This is a genomic window from Bradyrhizobium sp. MI1.4 (genome assembly GCF_055811315.1).
In genome coordinates, this window is the sequence record NZ_JBVVPP010000070.1 from 1 (window position 1) to 18,618 (window position 18,618).

Sequence of the window (18,618 nt, forward strand, 5' to 3'; positions counted from 1 at the left end):
GTCGTTGTCGTGACCGACGCTGGCCCGCAATTGCTCACTTCTCGTGCTTCCCGCACGATACCGGTGGTCGCCAAATAGAGTGCACGCTAGCTCACAGAAAGCCCTGCAGCGGAGGGAACCTGCAGGCTCGCGAGACGGTCTGCGGCGTCTGGCGGTACGGGTCGGCTTGTCGCCTGCTGTTTACGTGGCGACAAGTGCGCCAGGGTCTACTGGGCGGAAATTCCCTGCCGGCTCTCATTCCCGTCGAGATCACGCCAGTTGCGGCTCCAATCTCGAGCGACGCCCCACAACCAGTGTTTTCACCACCTGCGCAGCGTGTAAGGCGGAACCAGCGAGCGGAGCCAGCCGGATGTTTGACGCGCAGCAAGTGTTAACTCCCCAGTCCAGTACCCCGGAATCATAGCTGAGTGATACGGCGGCCTTTGAATCTGCGCTGCCGAACTTTTCGCTGGGTCCAGCGAAGGGCTCAGCTTTGTAGTTGTATGCGTCGATGTAGGCATCGATGTGCTCCTGGAGCTGCTTAAAGCTTGTGAAGGAAGCGCCGCTGAGGGACTGCTGCCCCTGCAGGACCGAGAACCATACCTCGACCTGATTGAGCCAGGACGCGCTTGTCGGCGAAATGAAATTCCACATCGGGAATGGGTTTTGAGCCAGTGCTCGTTCTTCCTATGGATATTGAGATTGTCGAGGATGACGTGAAGCTGGCGGCCCGGAAAGCCCGCGGTGATGCTGTCCATGAAGGCGAGGAACTCGACACGGCGCCGCCGTTTTGAATGCGTCGCGATGATCTTTCCGGTCGCAACCTCGAGCGCTGCAAACAGCGTTGTCGTGCCATGCCGCTTGTAGTCGTGGCTCTGACCGGTCAAGGCGCGGCCATTGGGCAACTTCAGATAGCCTTGGCTCTCTCCAAGGCCTGAACGAAGGTTCGTCCACGCAGAGCACGATAACCGTCTGGGGTGGGGCAACGTAGAGGCCGACAACATCGGCGGCTTTGGCCGTAAAGTTCGTGTCGTTGCTCTCGCACCAGGATTTGCGAACCACGAGGTCGATCTTGTGGTTGCGCAGGAACCACCAGACATATTGGACGTCAACATCGCCCAGCGCCTCGGCTCAGCGGTCCGGTCCAGCGTGCAAACCCTTGCGGTGCTGGCTTGTCCAGCTGCTTCAGTATCCGCTCGTCTGTGCCCTTCGTGTAGATTGGCTGCTTGCCGGGCCGCGGCTTGTCTTGCAGCTCTTCAACGCCATGATCGGCATAGCGGTGTCGCCAAAGGCTCACAATCCGCGTGCTGGACTCCAACCTCCTTGGCAATCGACCGGGTGCTGCGCCCATCCGCCGCCAAAAGAACTGTACGCGCCCGCTTCAAATCGCGCTGCAAAGGCATCGGTGAACGACAACACGCCTCAAGCACCTTGCGGTCTTTCCGCGAAAGGTGGACTTCTCTTGCTTCGGGTACCATCCCGATCTTGAATCATGACTCACCCTCTAAGAAACGGGGGTACTAGCCGCACGCTTGATCCCAAGCGCCTGGTATCAGTGATGACGCATTGGTTTCAACCAATGGCGGCATCGTTTCAGCGCCAACGTGCGCAAAAGTGCATATGAACGTCGGAGTCGCCCATGTTCATTGCAAGCCTGACCTTCACCGTCGGCATTCCCGCGCTCATACGTTCCTCGACATCCCAATCAACCACAAGCCTTCGGTTTGCTCATCGAGCAGGTTTTCATCAGGAACTTCAGGCCGGCATGGGATAGACAAAGTTGTCGAGCTATAACGCTACAATGGACGACAATCCGTCAGTTGATCGACCCCTCGGGCATGCCCACCGCTATACATGCCCGATTTCAGTCGGTCGAGAACGCCTTCCCGATACGCTGCGCTCATCTAGACCCCACCTGATTTGGTAGCCGCCTAACCAAGTATCAGCGGTTTCTTATAGCTGACTAGCCGCCCGCAATACGGTACGAAACTTGCTATCCTCGTCTAGGCTCGTTATCGAACGAGCATAGCCGAGCCACTGTCGCGTTCTTGTAGACGAAATGGGAGAGACGACGATGCAACCGGGCATTGCTACCTCGGACCTTAGTCGCTCGACTGAACAGTTTATGGTTCTCGACCCTTGCTTCGACGGAGCCCTTCCAACTGATGTCATCGCCGTTCACGGACGTTCCAGGATCAGACGCTCCACCGTTCCTGATAAAAGTCAGATTCCGCGCCTTTTCGATTTCGCGCGATGTTCGTATCTGGGCCTCGACAATCATCCGGCGATTGTCGTCGGGGCGATCGCCGCGATCCAAGCGCAGCAATTAATGAATTCCTCCCGGGGCGGAAAGCAACAGAATTGCGACCTTCTGAGAGAGCTTCAAGAAACGTTGTCTGAAATATTCTGCGCGCGCGTGCTTGCTTTTCCTAGCCTGATGCTCGTTGACTTGGTCGCGATGCCGATGCTTGCTTCGGGTCGATTGACAGGCGGAAGAAAGCCGCTCCTAGTTTTCGATAGCTTTTCACGCTTCTCACAAACCCGTCGAAAGCTGATGGCCGACGACATGCGGGCGAAAACAATCGTACACAACGACGTCTGCACTCTCGAAAGTTTGTGCCGCGAAAACCCGGTAGTCGCCTATGTGTGCGATGGTGTTTACTGGATGGGAGATTATTCGCCGATTGAGCAACTGCGTCAGCTCCAGGAACGTTATGGGCTCTTCCTCTATATTGATGACACCCACGGCTTTTCGATCTTTGGAAACAAAGGCGAAGGATTCGCTCGATCTCAGTTTCCGAAAGGGCTCGGTGACCGTACGATTATAACAGGATCGCTAGCCAAGGGATTCGGCGCATCGGGCGGAATATTGATGCTTGGGACGACTGCTCATGAAGCCCAGTTTCGATCATACTCTATTGCCGATGCATGTTCGGACTCATTCAACGTAGCAGGCGTAGGCGCGGCGCTTGAATCGTGCAAAATTCACTGCTCTGCAGAACTCAGGCAACGACAGGAACAACTGGCGGATCGGATCAATCGGTTTGACGGCCGCATTGCAACTGCGGGCCAGCGAAATTTAATTCCGATCAGAATAATCACTGTTGCATCGCAGTTCAATGCGCTTGCAGTCGCGAGAGGACTCCTCGATAGCGGCTTCTATACCTTGGTTACGTTCTTCCCAAGTGTGGGGCAAGGAGTGGCTGGGATTCGGGTTTGCATTACCGCGGAGCACGGCGCGAATGATCTAGAGCGGCTGTGCGACTGCGTTTTGGAACAGGTCGCCGAAAGAACCGGAAGGCCCTATCCTCTGAGGTGAGGCGTCGGGGGGCGAATTTCTGGAGTGAGCATCCGGTGAAGACCGCATAGCGGTCACTCAGGCTGCCTGATTGACTTGCTTGTTTCGGTGGCGCCAATTCCACGGAAGCAGTTCGTCGAGCCTTTGGCCGGGATGCTCGGCGATGCGTGCCAGAACGTCGGCGAGCCAGGCTTGCGAATCGGCATCGTTCATCTTGGCGCTGACGATCAGGCTGTACAGCTCTTCCTGATCCAGCTATCGCATACGCTTGCCTGTCCGCTCCCGCTCAATTCGGCTTCTTAACGGAGTACCGAATAACCTAAGGGATAACCGTTGACAGCTAGCCCTCCGAAAACGCGTTGATTACAATCGTCCGCGCACGTACAGCCGGGTGCGCCATAACGATGGACTTGTGGCGGCGTACACCGGAAAATACCAAACGAGAGTAGCGCTCATCAGAAATCATCCAGAGCTGGGCATCGAATAGCGAGCTCTGCGAGTTTTTGAAGAGTGGTTCGATCGTAGACTGCCCCTGTAGGCTTCTTAGGCGAGTTGATCAGTATCGCTTTTGTCCGGGGTGTAACAGCGTCGCGATTGCGGCGATATCGGGAATGTATCTCGGTCGGCGAGCATCAACGAACACTGGCGTTGCACAGGCGAAGAAAACTTGGAACGGGAATGTCGGACAACAGGGTCGAATAATAATGACTTCGTTCACCGGGGTCGACTAAAGTTAAGAGAGCATCGACTAATGCTTGTTTTGCACCTGCTGTGATTAAGATGTCTTCCCTGTTCCAGACGAGGCCCGTTTCCGCCGATAGCTTCTCGGCAATAGCCATTCGAAGCGCCGTGAAACCAACAGCGTCGGTGAAGCGGCTCGTTCCTAAGTTGATGGCAGCGATTGCTCCTTCGCGCACAGATAAGGGAGGTTCAATGGCGACTTCGTCGGCTGCGAGATCGATCATCCGGCGTCCAACAGTGGGAGCAAGCGTTTCTACAAGGTGGATGCGGGCTGAGTCCAAATCTGGGAGAAAAGATAGCCGTTGCGCCAACATGAACGTTCTCCGGCTCTCAGCATCGAGGAATAACTTGATCGGAACGGGGTGACCGAGCCTTCGCAATCTCTGTTCGCCGATACCGCTCGGCCGCATGGGCAACCTAGCGCTCCCGTGGGGCTGTCACCTTTATCGCTGCGGGCGGTCCTGCTTCCGGGTAGCGTTGAGGGCGTATGCAGCATGGGATTCAGGTCTCTCCTGAGGAGGAAGACTTCATCGAACGTGAGCGCACCGCACTCTGCACGCGATTGATCGGCCGCACAGGTTGCCGCTGCAGAAAAGAACTTGCGGTTGACCTCGGATACGAATTGCCTCCAGGTTGCCATGCATTCCTCATCTTGCTCATCACTGTTGATAGCCGGGATGGTATCCCAGGCTATAGAGTGATACAGCGGCATAGGTGCCAAATACTCCGACGGTGGAGGCGCAAAGCGTTCGCGAAGCGTTTTAAGCTCGGCTGGCGGAGTGCCGCCTCGAATTGTGGTATACGAAGATGTGGATCGCCTACCGCAAGGATGATCGAAGCCGAGATAGAAGCGAGAGAACATCGCATTCGCGGCTGAGCAACCATTCCGTGTGGAAGCGCATCGCATCAATCAAAACCGGCCGAGCGTCGAATCCATTGGCCAACTTCAGCTATGCATCCGGCATAAACTGAAAATTCCACTTTCTTCACAGAGCCAGATGCAACCCGGCGTCGGTGCGCACGCATTCCCCGGTCATGTTGCTTGACACCGGAGTTGCGAGGAAGCAGACAAGCTGTGCGATATCCTCCGCTGTCGAGGCCACTTTAAGCGGTACACTCGCTACCACGGCATCACGCACCTGCCGAGCGGCGGCATCGCCACGGATTTTGGTGAACCACTGAGTATCTATGTAGCCCGGGCAAACGGTGTTAACGCGAATGGAAGGGGCGAGCGCACGTGCCAGCGACGGCGTCATGGCATTCAGTGCGCCCTTGCTCGCTGAGTACGCGACCGATGAACCACCGCCATTGATGCCTGCGATCGAGGAGACGTTAACCACGGCGGCCGGCCTTCCGCTCACTTTAGCGCCAGAGTTGAGCATCGACCGCGCCGCACGAATCATTTGGTAGGGTCCGATAGCATTAACAGCATAAATGCGCTGAAAATCTTCAGCTGAGAGTCCATCCAGGTCGTGATGTGGCACGTGCTTTGTTGTGCCGGCATTGTTGATAAGCAAGTCGAGCCGCCCCCAAGGCGCTGCGGCCGCGACAATCTTCTTGCAATCTTGATCACGAGAGACGTCGCCTTGCACCACGACTACCTCGGCAGCGCCCGCCATCCGGCAGGCTTCGGCAGTCGCCTCCGCTTCTTTCTGACTGTTGGAATAATTGATCACGATGTGCGCCCCGTCTTTGGCCAACAGGCGCGCGGTCGCCGCTCCAAGCCCAGATGCGGAGCCGGTCACTATCGCGCATAGTCCATTCTTCAGCATGGTTCCCTCTCCTTGAGCACTCAACTCATCTGTTATCGCGCGGCAGAACGCGCAAGACTTTCAAATTTCGTTGCCCCGAGATCGGCATAGGTCCGTAGCCAGCCACTGTTGCCGGCTTCGACAGGAACGAGCATCTGCTCGCCGATCACAGCCGCTCGATGCGTGCCCATCCGCGTGCTGGCGATCGGCGCCACTGTTTCTTGTCGTGCTCTCGCCTGAGCCGCGAATGCATAGGCTCCAGATGCCGATACCGCATAGGCTTGATCTATCACCTTCCGTGAGAAAGCCACAGTGTTGCTAATTCAGTGCATTCGGTTGGATTGACGATTCCGCCCTCCCAGCAGCTAAAGCGCCACGGGTCGTGGAGTCATGCCCAATTAGAGCTGAACTTTAAGCGCGAGCTTCTGGCGCACCTGATCTGGGCTCATCACCTGGATCCCCATCCGCTCGACAATCTCCACTGCCCTTTGGGTGAGTTCGGCGTTGGTGCCCAATCGCCCGCGAGAGAGATAAATGTTATCTTCCAAGCCTACCCGGACGTTTGCGCCCACCAACGGAGCCAGCGCTGCAAAGGGTAGCTGCATCCGTCCGATTGAGAAGACGGAGTAAATGGCCTTTGGAGGGAGCTGGTGCACCAATGCCATCAGCGTGGTCAGGTCACCTGGGGCGCCGTAGCGAATCCCCATGCATAACTGAATCAGCGCCGGGTCATCAATCAGCCCTTCCTCGATCAAATCGCGTACCAATACCAATTGACCAGTATCGAACACTTCGAGCTCAGGACGCACGCCCAGCTCCTTCACGCGTGCGGCCATCGCGCGCAGCGTCCCAGCCGTATTGACCATAAGGTACTGACTGCCGGCACCCCAGTTCATCGATCCGCAATCCAGTGTACATATCTCCGGGCGGAGCTCTTCCACATGTAATAGCCGCTCGCGCACGCCCGCGATATCCGTGCCCGTTGCGTTCAGCGGCAGAGGAGAGTCGGCTTCACCCAGCGTAAGACCGCCGCCCACCCCCGCAGTGAGGTTGATGACCGGATTGACGTCTGAATTCCGAATGCGGTCCACCACTGCCCGATACAACGCCAGATCGCGCGAGCCGCGCCGCGTTTCGGGATCACGGACGTGGATGTGCACCACCGCCGCCCCCGATCGCGTTGCGTCAATCGCAGACTGCGCGATCTGCTCCGGGGTAACGGGCACATGTGGGCTACGCTCGACCGCATCCCCCCCCCCTGTTAGCGCACAAGTAATGAACACCTCAGAGATCATATCTACCTTCTCCATTGCTGGAAGCTAACCTGTAGTCGAACTCAGCTTGATCGGGGCTCACTTTGGTCCGAAAACGTTGGTCGCCTTGAGCTGAACGTAAATACCGTCAGCGCACACTGAGGGGTAATGACGTTCGTCCAGACCGGGCCGATTCGCTGCCTTAGAATGTTGTCCGCAACCTCTAACTTAGGAGCTGCGACGTCCGTTGGAATCCACCCCGTACTCCTCCCTTGAATATCGCGGCCGCTGTCGCGGCGCGTCCTTAAAGCATCGATGAGCCGCAAAGCCGAATGGTTCGGCAATGCCCCGGGGTAGGCCTTCTTTCCGCACCAACAAAAATCGAGCTCGTTCATCATCGCCGTCGGCAGAAGATCAACGTGCTTTCCGATCAAAGAACAGGCGCCCAGTTCAGCAGCCAGAGCCAACACTCTTCATCTCAATAAGCCCGCCAGGTCTCATTTGATCCGGATACTCTTGTGGCAAGCACCCAGAACACTTTGCATCCGGAAGCGAGTTTCATAGGTCGATCTCCATACTGCGCTTACCTCCTGTCCAGCAAATGGCGTGCCATTGGCAAAAGAGAGTGAGAAACGCATTGGTTGCCCGCTTGCCTGCTAGGAATGGTCCGTGCTGCTTGTTGAGTTTGGGACGACAGTGTTGTCAAGCTGACGCAGATAGGACAATTTACGATTTAATCTCGGTTGTGCCGTTGAAGGCAGTGAACTCAGCGCCTCTCCCGCCGACATCTTACCAGTAGCCGTCTGTGAGGCGCGGAGACGCGCTAAAATAAAAAAGCAAGATCCGTAATTTGGTGTCGCTGAAACGGGTCCATTCAGCGCGACCGTTGTCAGCAAAGAAACAAGAGAACCACACCTTTTCGTCACCCTCTCCGGTTGCTTTACTATCGGTATTAGTAGGTGCCCGCATCTGTACGCCTGCTAGGATCGACTCGGCGCAATGCCAATGCAATCGCATCGACCGTTTTGATCGATAGGCGCAGTAAATTTCGTATGTCAGTACACTGTCCTCATTTTATCGACGCTTCGTATGAAGGCGTTAGACAGCGTACTAAGTACATTCAGGCGGCATGTCGAGCAGCTGCGGAGGCTCCGACGATGAGACCGCGCCAACATCTCGTATTCCATATTGGCTGCATCCGGAAGTTTCATGAGAAAACATTGAGGTGCACGCTTCAATGTGAAGAGGGCCGTTATCAATGGGCGCTTCCGATGGCGGCGGCTCCGATCCACGCAAAATGTCGGGATACGCAGCCCACCGCGCCCAACAGAAGCTGGGACTCCCAGCTCAATTGCAATTACAGACAGCCGTCTTTGACGCTCACTTTCGCCGTTCTGAAGGATGATATCCAGCGATTCGATCAGGCGCTAGTCGCCCTTACGCCGACGGCGGCTGTACTGGGTGGTAGACGACGCACAATGACTTTGAAACCCACCGCACAGGTATTCCGCCGGGCTGCACATGCCTATGCCATTTTTGAAGTGCGGCGCCCCCCGGCTCTCCGAATTGCCGGCAACAGGCGGATGGCTGAGCTGCGCGGCCATAAGCTTGCTGCCAGGTATTGCGGTTCTCCCGCACTCGATAACCAAGCTTTGATGAGTGCTTTGGGTCGGCTCGACGCGACCGCCCGAACACTCGGGGATCCGATTCGTTCAATCCGCGCTAATCCGCCGTTCGTGCGCAAGCAGGGAGTTGTCGCGGTGGACGAGATCATTGTACCAGCCAGCTCGCGTGATAATTAGATTGGTAGCGGAGCAAGATGATGATGGAATATACGACCATCGTTTACGAAGTGGACGACCGCGTTGCGCGGATTACCCTGAGTCGACCAAAGAAAATGAATGCCATCTCGATCAGGCTGCGCAAAGAATTTCAAGAAGCGCTAGCAGTCGCCGATAGCGATACAGACGTTCGCGTTATTGTGGTTAGCGGCGGGGGTGGGCGTGCATTTTCTGCCGGGTTTGACCTCAATGACGAAGATGCCGAAGTGAAGGCTGGCCATGAGAAGCAAAGAACCGTCAACGATTGGAAGACGATTGTCGATGAATCGTTTGAGTTCCTGTATTCTCCTTTCAAGTGCTCTAAGCCGGTGATCGCGATGATCAACGGTTATTGCCTGGGAGGAGCGATGGATTTCATCTCGATGTGCGATCTTCGCTACTGTTCTGAGGACGCCCGCTTCGGCGCGGTTGAGGTTCGGTTTGGACAACCCGTCATGATGATGTCGACCCCTTGGCTCATGGGTCAACGTTGCCGCGAACTGATTTACACTGGAGACATGTTCGACGCGCAGGAAGCATATAGGCTAGGTTTGATGAATCGTGTTTTTCCGAACGATCGGCTTGAGGAAGAAGTCATCCGTATCGCGAAACGCATCTCACGCGTCGCTATGCCGACCTTGGTGTGGCACAAGCGCGCACTGAATAACACAATGAACGCGGGAGGGTTCGACTCTGCTTTGCGGTACGGTGCCGAAGCCGGTCTGATCATGGAAACTTCCGACTCGGAGTTCAAGGGATACGCGCAGATCCAGCTGAAAGCGGGGACCGCGGCGGCAAACCAGTGGGTGAACTCGATCTTCGCGCCTTTCGAGAAGAAGAGCGATTGAATTCATTTCGATCAGTGGAGGCGTGATCATCGGGTACCTTAACCGGACAGCAGACTATTGCACATCGCCACGTTTATAGGGCTTGCGCAGGACGTTGGTGATCATCCGCCTATCGCGTGCCGACAGCGAAGGCAACCAGCCTCCGCTGGTGCGGCTGGAAGGGGCGACCGAGCACCCCGCAATGGTTCAGGCCGTGCCGGACAACCTGGTCTCGCGCGGCTCGCCCCGACGGGGCCGAGACGGGTCAGCGTTGACAGCGCGAGAGCATTGTCGAAGGCGATGCGCCGCACCTTTGGTTCGGCCGCCGCGATCCAGCGCAGCCAGATCCACAGGCCGCGCAACATCATGAACCCCTGCCGAAAGAGCAGCATGCGGGCCCGTCGGGTGCTGCGCCAGGCCTGAGAGCTGGCTGACGCCGACGGCAGAACAATTGATCCGCAATTTCGTGGGTGGGCTCGACCAGCAATGGCCCGGCGTAGCGGCCAGCATCCTCGAAGGTCGCTACGAATCCTGATTGTCGTCCGATTGAAGCTGCCGAAGAAGCTTCGTCGATCGCTCGCGTGTACCAAGATCGCCGACAATATGATGGGCACCATTCGCCGCGTCACACGCAACGTCAACGCTGGCGCGATGCCAGCGTGGCCTTGCGATGGGTCGCGGCCGGCATGATTGAGGCCAACAAGCGCAAGGCGCATAAGCAATTGTCGGCTCTGCGTGCGGCCCTTTAAGCTCACCACGATCGCATGACGATCACGCCGTTGCCCACCTCACGAGGGCCGCGTAAGATTCATTCCGGGCAAAGTCGGCCCAAGCTAGTTCAACAGCGATCGGGACATCTCCGCGTACACCGCGCAGTGCCTCACCAAAGTCGGTAGTAGCTCTGCCTGGGTCAATCGCGTAACGTGAATCGGTAGTTCGGCGTAGAGAGCGACGCAGTTCTTAGCGATCGGACTGGTGCCGCAACTACGATCGTGAGTACTCCGTCATGCATATCATATTTCTCCCTGGAAATGATTGCGCGACCGCTGCCACGCACCACATGGGGCGCAAAGGGCTAAATCACGACACTCGCCGAAACGTAATAAACCTCTGCAGCGACAGGTGCTTCGAGCAATCGGCATGGCCTCCATCTAAGTACGTGAGCCAACCGTCATGACTTTCACACCAAGATCGGAATCCAGACGTTCGGATCAAGTTTGGAGCTGCAGTCGCCGTGATCTATTACTCACCAAAGTTAAATGAAATGTAGAAAGCGCGCAGTCCCGCGATCGCGTCTCGACAGGCTCACCTGTCGTAGCAAATCACGTAACGGAGCATTGGCATGGTTGAGAAGGTAGGTCGATCAACAAAAGCGTTATCGCACTTGCGCGTCATCGAAATCGGCAGCTCGGCTGCAACCAGCTATTGCGCGCGATTGTTTTCCGACTTCGGCGCGGATGTTCAAAAGGTCGAGCCACCAGCAGGCGATCCACTTCGTCGCAGCGCGCCACTCACGCCGAGCGGCCACAGCGCGTGGTTCGCATTCCTGAGTTTCAATAAATCAAGCATCATCATCGACCCTGCCAAGCCCGACGCGAGCACACAGCTGGCGACACTGATCGAGAATTGCGACATTCTGGTCGATGGCCGCGACATCGACACCGCAGAGTGCCCCCCCCTTGATGTCGTCGTGATCCGGAAGCGGCATCCAAAACTGATCCATCTGGAGGCAAGCTGGTTCGGCGGCGAGGGCCCCTACGCAGGATTTGAGGCAACTGATTCGACCGTGCGTGCATTGGCCGGTCTAATCAAGCTGGTTGGACCGGCCGAGGGGCCCCCGTTGCACGCACCGGACTTCCAAACAGGCATCTTCGGCGGCCTATGGGGCTTCATTGCTGCAGTTGCTTCATTGGCTGGACGAATGCAGGACGGAGCAGGCCGCTCATGGTCGCTCAGTGTTTTCGAATCGAGCATTACTCTCAGTGAGTATTCAATGCTCCAAGCGTTTCAACGCGGCGACGTGATGCGTCGGATCGGCATTAATCGTTTCTGGTCAGTGTTTCCGTGGGGTATCTACGAAACGAGGAAGGGAGTCATCGGGGTCTCGGTCGGGACGCCGGCGCAATGGCGCGCATTCTGCGACATGCTTGGCCTGCCCGAATTGCGTGATGATCCAACTTTTCTCCTCGGAGAAGATCGTCTGCGGCACATGGACCAGATCGAGCCACAGTTCACCCCGATATTGAAGACGCGCACGGCTCTAGACTGGCTTGCGGAGGGACTGAAACGCAGAATCCCGATGGTGCCAGTGCCCGAGATATCCAATCTGCTCCAGGATAATGAGAAAAGGCGACGTGGCGCGATCGTTCCCGTTGTGATTGGGGAAGAAGAAGCCTTCACGGTTGGCTCCGCTCAGCGGCTGACAAGGACGCCGCCGTTGCGCGGCGGAAAGGTTCCAATTCCCGGCGAGCAGCAACTTTTTGCAAATGTCCCAAGGCGTCGGGTCAGTCCCGCGTTCGCAACTCCTGGCCGCAGCGATGTCGGCCGGCAGCCATTAGAAGGGGTTCGCATCATCGACTTCACTATGGGCTGGGCGGGCCCCCTGTGTACCCGCACACTGGCCGATTTGGGCGCTGATGTTATCAAGATTGAAGCCATCCAATACCCTGACTGGTTGCGTGGCGCTGACCGGCGGCGGGCCGCCGTCGACGGGCAGATGTACGAAAAGGCTGCAACATTCTGCGTCATGAACCGAAACAAGAAGGGTATCACCCTCGATCTCACGCGTCCGCAGGGGGTCGCTCTTGCAAAACGGCTTTCGGCGGGAGCCGACATTGTCATCGACAACTATTCAGTGGACGTGCTGACCAAGTTAGGGCTCGGTTACAACGTCATTAAAGCACTCAATCCGCAGGTAGTGATGATGTCAATGTCCGCATTTGGTACGGACAGCATACATCGTGATTGCCGGGCTTACGGCTCAACTCTGGAGCAGAGCTCTGGCTTGCCGACCGTAATTGGGAACGCTAATGAGCCACCGGCGATGAGCCACATCGCGTTTGGGGATCCTGTCGGCGGCTTGAATGGCTGTGCTGCAGTTCTAGTTGCGCTGATCCATGCCCGCCGTACTGGGCACGGTCAGTTCATTGACCTTGCGCAGATCGAATGCATGATGTCTTTTGCTGCGCCATGGGTAACCCTCTATTCTATCGAGGGCAGGGCTCCGACAAGGTATGGCAATCGACATCCGGAGTTCGTGCCACATGGCTGCTTTCGATGTGCAGGTGAGGACAACTGGATCGTGTTAGCCGCGGCGGACGAACGCATGTGGCAGAGGCTTGCATTGCTTATTGGCCGAAGAGACTGGGCCGCGGACGAATCCTTAAAAGATGCGAAAGTGCGTCGTGAGATCGAAGCAGTCATTGAGAGCGGCATCGAAGCCTGGACGCTCACTCGCGATCCGGATCAGGCTATGTCCGAATTGCAGGCCGCAAGGATTGCTGCTGGCGTGGCCCGCCTACCAATTGATTTGCTCAGCGATCGGCATCTTAGGTCGCGCGCATTTCTGCAGGAGATGGAACATGATTTCATAGGCCTGCATCCGCAGCCGTCTATGCCGATCCGCGACGGTGAACGGCCCTATGCGATCCAGACAGTGGCGCCGACCCTAGGACAGCATAACAGAGCGATACTATCAAAGCTGCTCGAAGTCTCCGAGGCCGAGATAGCGGAATTGGAGAGGGAGGGCATCATTGGAACGGTGATGCTCTCCGACGAGGAGCTCGCAAACACGAAAAGGACGTGGTCAGGCTGACCATCACCTATGCAAAAAGTTGCTGATGATGGCATGAAATAAATCGTGTCCCGAGGTGAATGTCAAGTTGGCGAGGAGCGATGCGCGATTAATGAGAGAGGGGATGCCCTTGGTATCCTGACGGAGCATGTCAAGATCGACATAGTGCTGGCCCGCAGTCGCGTCGGCAGCTTCGACCCAGCTGACCGCCAAGGCTATCGCATGTTCAGAATCATATCGATGAGGAAGCTGTCGTCCCAAGCGGCCCGTTTGAGCTTGCCCCGCAAAGAGCTTTTTGTGTCGGGATGAGCGCGACCAATATTGAGGGCAAGTCGGCGCATAGCGGCCAGGTTGGCAGGAGCATGGTCTTTTCGGCTTCGCGCCTGATCCTCGTCGAGAACGACGTCGAGCGTCCAGTGCAGGACGTTTTCGATGCCCCAATGCTCTCGAACGATGCGGAGCAGCTCTGCGGGCTTGTAGCACTGGGTCAAAAGGAAGTAGCGCTCTACGATCTTGGCGCTTCCACGTTTGCTGGTAATCCGCGCAACGGCTTTGAGACCCGGAAGTCGTGTTTTTCGGCCATATCTTTGACGGAGGTAACGATCGCGGTTCGGGCTTCCTTGCGGCCGTGATCGGCATCGTTGGTGGTGACTAGTTTGGCCTTCTTGCGCTCTGCCGCAGCGATCGCGGGCTTGGCATCGCGCAGCAATCCCAGCTGGTTGTTCTTCACCGCCAAGGCGTAATCTCCGCCGCGCTCCGTGATGGCTTTCGCCATCCCGCGATGGCAATGCAGCGCATCCGCCGTGACGACGCAGCCCTTCAACTGAAGAAGCTCTACAGTTGCATAGCGCCTGCGGCTTCGCTATTTCCAGGTGCCTGCACATTGGCAAGCGCCATACGGGTCCTTGCGCTCCACGCCGTCACTATCACCGGCGGCATGTGGCTGCGGCCGCTTTCGTAGGCTCTTCTCAGAGCCTTGCCGTCGATAGCGACCACACCGTTAATCTTGGCCGTCGCGGCAAACGCCTTTGTAAAGCTCCGAAAGGCCTTCTCGAGACTGTCTGGACCAAGATTCGAAACACGCGGCTGAAGGTGTCGTGGCTCGGGAAACCGTGTTCCAGCACCAAATCGTGCGCAGCATGCTTCCTTCGCCTACCCAAACAGCGCAATGTCGCAACAGCTCGTGGCACCGCTCAGCGTGGCAAGCAGCGAAATGAACAGCATCTCTGTCAAATCGTGCTGTGCTTGATTCTTCCTAGGATCGACCAACGACCAAAAGCATTCCGCGAAGCGCTCCAAAACAGTCCCCTCTCGAATCAGGAGACACTGTCAGAATCAAATTTCCTCGGCGTGGCAATAGCTTGCCCCTCACCGACATGAGATTCCCCTGAGCTGACCGCCGGGGGCGAACTCGGTTCAATGATGTTCAAGAGGAGATTCTTAGCCTGTATTCCCGCGGCACGACGGTTCGGGAGATCCATGACCGCTTGGCCAAACTCTACTGCTCCGAGGGCTCGCCCGATCTGATCAACCGACGCCGTCCTCAAACCGAGAATGGCAGAATCGGCTGCTCGATGCGGTGCACCCGTATGTTTGTCAACATACGCGATGAAGTTCGTCAAGCATGGCCGTCAGAGCCGCCTTCAAAAATTTGAACAGAATTTCTGCCTGACAGCGGACATGCTGGCGTCTGAGAACCAGGAGCGACGATGAGCAGACGAGCACGCCAGAGCCACACACCGGCTGTCAAGGCGAGGGTGCGCTTGCCGCTGACAAGGGCGACCGGACGATAGCTCAGCTAACAGAGGAGTTCGACCTTCATCCCAAACAGATCACGACATGGAAGGCTCAGTCGGAGGGCAAAACTTCCGGACTTTTGGAGCTGAGACCGAGCGCTGCGCCGGCCGTGCGTGTCATCCAGGTAAAGTCGCTGCATGCCCAGGTAGGAGAGCCGACGCTGGACGACGACTGTTTAGAAGGAGCGCTCACCAAGGGCGGATTGCCGAGCGCAAGGCGATGATCGACGGCGAGCATGAGCTGTCGATCACCAAGCAGGGGGACTTCCGCAGATCAGCCGCCCTCCGCCGCAAGGGGCGTACGCCACAGGTCCTCGCACCAGCACCCGCTCGTGAGGCAGATGGCCCGGGAACAGCTGGCGCCTCGCTACTTCCCCCTTGCGCGTGAATGAGGCCAACTTCGTGGTCCTCGTCTCGGCCATTTCGGCTACGAGCTCGTCCTCCTTGCCGAACTCTGGGGCTCCTTCCGCGTCAGTTCGAGCTGATTCAGCAGCGTTGCGCTACGCTCCGAGCGCGGGCCATAGCGATCACGGTTCAGCTTTTCGATCTGCAGCTGAGGTGAGCGATCAGCGCCCAGTCATCGGGCTGCTGGGCGCGAACGCTGCAAGTTCGGCGCTCGTCGCCAGCAACGCCGCCTGCAGGGCCTCAATATCCCCCGGCAGATTTTCGCGACTGTCAGATGCATCGATGGAATCACAAAAGCCGCGATTGGCGCGGTCTTTTTGCAATCCCTATGTGATTCTTGTGCAACCTATCCGGCCCTCTGTGGCCGCCAGCCGTGTCGAGGGTTACGCCAGTCGATCGCCTCCAGCAAATAGCCCATCTGCGCTGCGGCCAACGACACCCCGCCATCCACCGTCGCCGGCCAGACAAAGTGGCCACGGTCCAGCCGCTTGGCAAAGAGGGATAGTCCGCCCCCGTCGCGCCAAAGCGCCTTGATCAGTGCGCCGGCACGACCACGGAACACGAAGACGTCACCAGCAAAAGGATCTCGCCTCAGATGCTCCCGCACCAGCAATGCCAGACCGTGCATGCCTCTGCGCATGTTGGTGTGATCGGCTATGATCCAGATCCTCGCCCCTGCCGCGATCGGATCATCGCCGGTCCAGCAGATCCAGCACGCGAGGCAACGCCGTCTGTGGCATCCACAATCACAAGGCAGTCGTTGCCTACAACAATCTCTATGCGTCCGTTGCTGACCTCCTTAAAGCTGTCGACTGCACTGATCGCTTCTCCGGCATCTCATCGCCGGCACAAAGATGGCCGGCGATCTTCTTCTCCGCTCGCCTTGGTCCCAAACATCGCCACCAAGTCGGCAGCAGCGAGCGCGAGATGCCGTATGGCCGGCTGTTGCTGAGACCGGCCGTGTGGCCTGCAAACTCTCCAAAACGATCTTGGGCTTTCATCGTCAGTCCACCGCCGACGCCGGCCAGTCTCAACAATCTCAAATCGTTCAATCTGAGCAGTGCACTTATTGCTGTCCATAAGGGCTGTTACACAGCACTTGCCTTCAACCCGACAAGGCGGCCCGGAGGGAGACGGTTGAAGTGCCGGATCGGCCACACATTAGCAGCCCTCAGTAGCTTGCACCTACCAAGGTTGGCCGTGGGCTCAAACCAGCCCGGCCAGGTGACTGATCGCTGCTAGACTCAACAGGCAAAGATGAGCTGGGTTCTGTTGTACGGCAGCAATTTCATTGCCGCGCTTTCGACGATCGCCGTTGACGCAGAAGAGCTTGGCGCCAGGGCGCGCCACGTGCGTCTCGTTAGGCTTTAAAGCTGCATACCGGCTGCCGATCAGCGCAGAGTGTCGCTGCTTTTGAACGGCGGCACTTCTGTGCGATCGAGGGACAACCATCCCTACATCGTCGTGCGTCGCTGGAAATGGCCGGACCTACCGCCCTTAGCGAGGTGATGCATCTGAGAGCGGCATTCGATTAAGGATGCCCTAGAGCTCCTGTTGGACATCAGCATGAGTTTGATACCGACGATGACGAGCGAACTCGGTCTTGAGGGCGTGAAAGACGCTCCATATGTAGCCGCTCGTTCTCTGGGCCATCCGGGCTGCGGCGCGGTAATCAGGATAGAAGTGCGTGTTGCCGCATGTAGCGATTTTCCCGGTAGGCCTATTATCGTCTCATCTATTTTGCTCTCAGCAGGGGAGAGACGGAAGCCGCTCGCATCGCGAGCGCGCCGATGTCGCGCTCGGTCCTCGACCGAGCGCTTGCAAAGAACAGGTGATCGGGCGTGGTCAAGGCCGCACCGCCGAACGCGGTGGCGCAACGCGCCAGCTTTGAGCACGGTCGATCACCGGTCTACTTCACACCGCCGTTCCTTCATCCAGCAGCGGCGGGCTTTCCGGTCATGTGTCGATCACGTCGGTTTGTGCTGCGTTTTCCCGGAAGCTGAACAACAGTGCGCTTGCTTGCTCACTGCGACACGATCTGCGACGACGTTCGAGACTTCGGAGTATTTTGCTCGGGTAGAGCCCCGGGCATTCTGCCTGGAGCTTCCAAAGAAGTTAGCAGCCGGTTCGCCACGGCTCGGCTTCGAACCATTCGCACAGCTCTGGGGTAACCTTCATGAGTGGATCAGGGCGCCGTCGCTCACGATTCAGCTTTGTGATTGGCCGTTGGTCGGGTGGACCGCTCCTTCTTTCCGCGCGATCCGCAAGCTCGACAAAAACTGTTGGATCGGTGGCGCCGCAGTTGGATGGCTTGCTGGGGCGGCGGCAGTGAGACTGGCCAACTTCTCCTGCACGGCTCGGATATCGCGCAATCGACCGGATCTAGGCGGGCATATATTTCATTGATGCTGGCACGGGTGGCATCAGGTGTTCTTGCTTCGGCAACCAGCCGCCGATGTGGGTCGCGGGGGCGCATACGTTTTGTGGACGCGCGCTCCGTCGCGCTCCTTTCGTAGCAATTTGAACGATGGCTGAAAAAAGTTCACGAACAAGCGGGCCGAAGTGTAAAGCTGAGCCAGCAAAGCAGCCGCTTCAAGCCCCTCGAATCGACGGTAGCCGACCATACGTCGGACCACCGCGCCGTTCTTCTGCTCGACGAAGGCCTGATCGTTCTTGCGACAGGGACGACAGCGCGTGAGGACGAAGCTACCGCGCGCCGAAGGACCGCTGGGGCAACAAGATCGGCCTCGACGAACCCAGGAGCCGGATCTCCCCAATCCGCTGAAGTACGAATAGGGATGCTGCGTCGCAGAGCACTTGCCACAGGAGCGACGACGCGGCCGACCGCTTTGCTCACGAACGGATCGAAGTGTCCGGTCGATCGTCGCCGCACTCATCGACAATAATTTAGCCCGAATCTCTGACCCCAGGTCGATATGGCCGTGCCGCTCGATC

General features: G+C 57.5%; 9 protein-coding genes and 9 pseudogenes. 8 read left to right on the forward strand and 10 right to left on the reverse strand.

The features are described from left to right. Window positions 1–397 precede the first annotated feature (397 nt). Window positions 398–1,457 (reverse strand): annotated as a pseudogene (locus tag AC0L23_RS36745) (IS630 family transposase). A gap of 596 nt (window positions 1,458–2,053) precedes the next feature. Here AC0L23_RS36745 and AC0L23_RS36750 point away from each other — a divergent pair. Continuing rightward, complete coding sequence (locus tag AC0L23_RS36750) at window positions 2,054–3,298, forward strand: aminotransferase class I/II-fold pyridoxal phosphate-dependent enzyme (RefSeq protein ID WP_473358156.1); 1,245 nt, start codon at window positions 2,054–2,056, stop codon at window positions 3,296–3,298. 57 nt (window positions 3,299–3,355) lie between these two features. On the opposite strand, the pseudogene AC0L23_RS36755 reads toward AC0L23_RS36750, so the two are convergent. From AC0L23_RS36755 to AC0L23_RS36775, 5 genes and pseudogenes are all read right to left on the reverse strand, one after another. Beyond that, window positions 3,356–3,517 (reverse strand): annotated as a pseudogene (locus AC0L23_RS36755) (transposase domain-containing protein); the annotation flags it as partial. Window positions 3,518–3,732: 215 nt separating this feature from the next. Then, the gene (locus AC0L23_RS36760; protein WP_473358169.1) at window positions 3,733–3,894 is read right to left on the reverse strand and encodes an aminotransferase class I/II-fold pyridoxal phosphate-dependent enzyme; all 162 of its coding nucleotides are present in this window, start codon (window positions 3,892–3,894) and stop codon (window positions 3,733–3,735) included. A 15-nt stretch (window positions 3,895–3,909) separates the two neighbouring features. After that, entirely contained in the window at window positions 3,910–4,242 is a 333-nt protein-coding gene (locus AC0L23_RS36765; protein WP_473358157.1) for a hypothetical protein, read from the reverse strand. A 762-nt stretch (window positions 4,243–5,004) separates the two neighbouring features. Next, window positions 5,005–5,790, reverse strand: a complete 786-nt coding sequence (locus AC0L23_RS36770; protein WP_473358158.1) for an SDR family NAD(P)-dependent oxidoreductase — start codon at window positions 5,788–5,790, stop codon at window positions 5,005–5,007. Between the two features lie 377 nt (window positions 5,791–6,167). Next, complete coding sequence (locus AC0L23_RS36775) at window positions 6,168–7,064, reverse strand: beta-keto acid cleavage family enzyme (RefSeq protein ID WP_473358159.1); 897 nt, start codon at window positions 7,062–7,064, stop codon at window positions 6,168–6,170. Window positions 7,065–8,179: 1,115 nt separating this feature from the next. On the opposite strand from AC0L23_RS36775, the gene AC0L23_RS36780 reads away from it, so the two are divergent. From AC0L23_RS36780 to AC0L23_RS36795, 4 genes and pseudogenes are all read left to right on the forward strand, one after another. Beyond that, window positions 8,180–8,824 (forward strand): hypothetical protein, encoded by a 645-nt coding sequence (locus tag AC0L23_RS36780; RefSeq protein ID WP_473358160.1) that lies wholly within the window; start codon window positions 8,180–8,182, stop codon window positions 8,822–8,824. A gap of 20 nt (window positions 8,825–8,844) precedes the next feature. Continuing rightward, window positions 8,845–9,690, forward strand: coding sequence for an enoyl-CoA hydratase/isomerase family protein (locus tag AC0L23_RS36785; protein WP_473358161.1), 846 nt, complete (start codon window positions 8,845–8,847; stop codon window positions 9,688–9,690). Window positions 9,691–9,811: 121 nt separating this feature from the next. Then, window positions 9,812–10,418, forward strand: a pseudogene (locus AC0L23_RS36790) (transposase); the annotation flags it as partial. 593 nt (window positions 10,419–11,011) lie between these two features. Further along, window positions 11,012–13,483 (forward strand): CaiB/BaiF CoA transferase family protein, encoded by a 2,472-nt coding sequence (locus AC0L23_RS36795; RefSeq protein ID WP_473358162.1) that lies wholly within the window; start codon window positions 11,012–11,014, stop codon window positions 13,481–13,483. Between the two features lie 194 nt (window positions 13,484–13,677). Here AC0L23_RS36795 and AC0L23_RS36800 read toward each other — a convergent pair. Beyond that, a pseudogene (locus AC0L23_RS36800) lies at window positions 13,678–14,761 on the reverse strand (ISAs1 family transposase). A gap of 113 nt (window positions 14,762–14,874) precedes the next feature. Here AC0L23_RS36800 and AC0L23_RS36805 point away from each other — a divergent pair. From AC0L23_RS36805 to AC0L23_RS36815, 3 pseudogenes are all read left to right on the forward strand, one after another. After that, window positions 14,875–15,117 (forward strand): annotated as a pseudogene (locus AC0L23_RS36805) (hypothetical protein); the annotation flags it as partial. Between the two features lie 54 nt (window positions 15,118–15,171). Beyond that, window positions 15,172–15,315: pseudogene (locus AC0L23_RS36810) on the forward strand (transposase); the annotation flags it as partial. A gap of 71 nt (window positions 15,316–15,386) precedes the next feature. Further along, window positions 15,387–15,517 (forward strand): annotated as a pseudogene (locus AC0L23_RS36815) (IS3 family transposase); the annotation flags it as partial. A gap of 16 nt (window positions 15,518–15,533) precedes the next feature. Here the strand turns inward: AC0L23_RS36815 and AC0L23_RS36820 are convergent. From AC0L23_RS36820 to AC0L23_RS36830, 3 genes and pseudogenes are all read right to left on the reverse strand, one after another. Further along, window positions 15,534–15,947 (reverse strand): annotated as a pseudogene (locus AC0L23_RS36820) (transposase domain-containing protein); the annotation flags it as partial. Between the two features lie 62 nt (window positions 15,948–16,009). Then, the gene (tnpB, locus tag AC0L23_RS36825) at window positions 16,010–16,420 is read right to left on the reverse strand and encodes an IS66 family insertion sequence element accessory protein TnpB (RefSeq protein WP_473358170.1); all 411 of its coding nucleotides are present in this window, start codon (window positions 16,418–16,420) and stop codon (window positions 16,010–16,012) included. Between the two features lie 1,199 nt (window positions 16,421–17,619). Then, window positions 17,620–18,617 (reverse strand): annotated as a pseudogene (locus AC0L23_RS36830) (ISNCY family transposase); the annotation flags it as partial. Between the last annotated feature and the right edge of the window lies 1 nt (window position 18,618).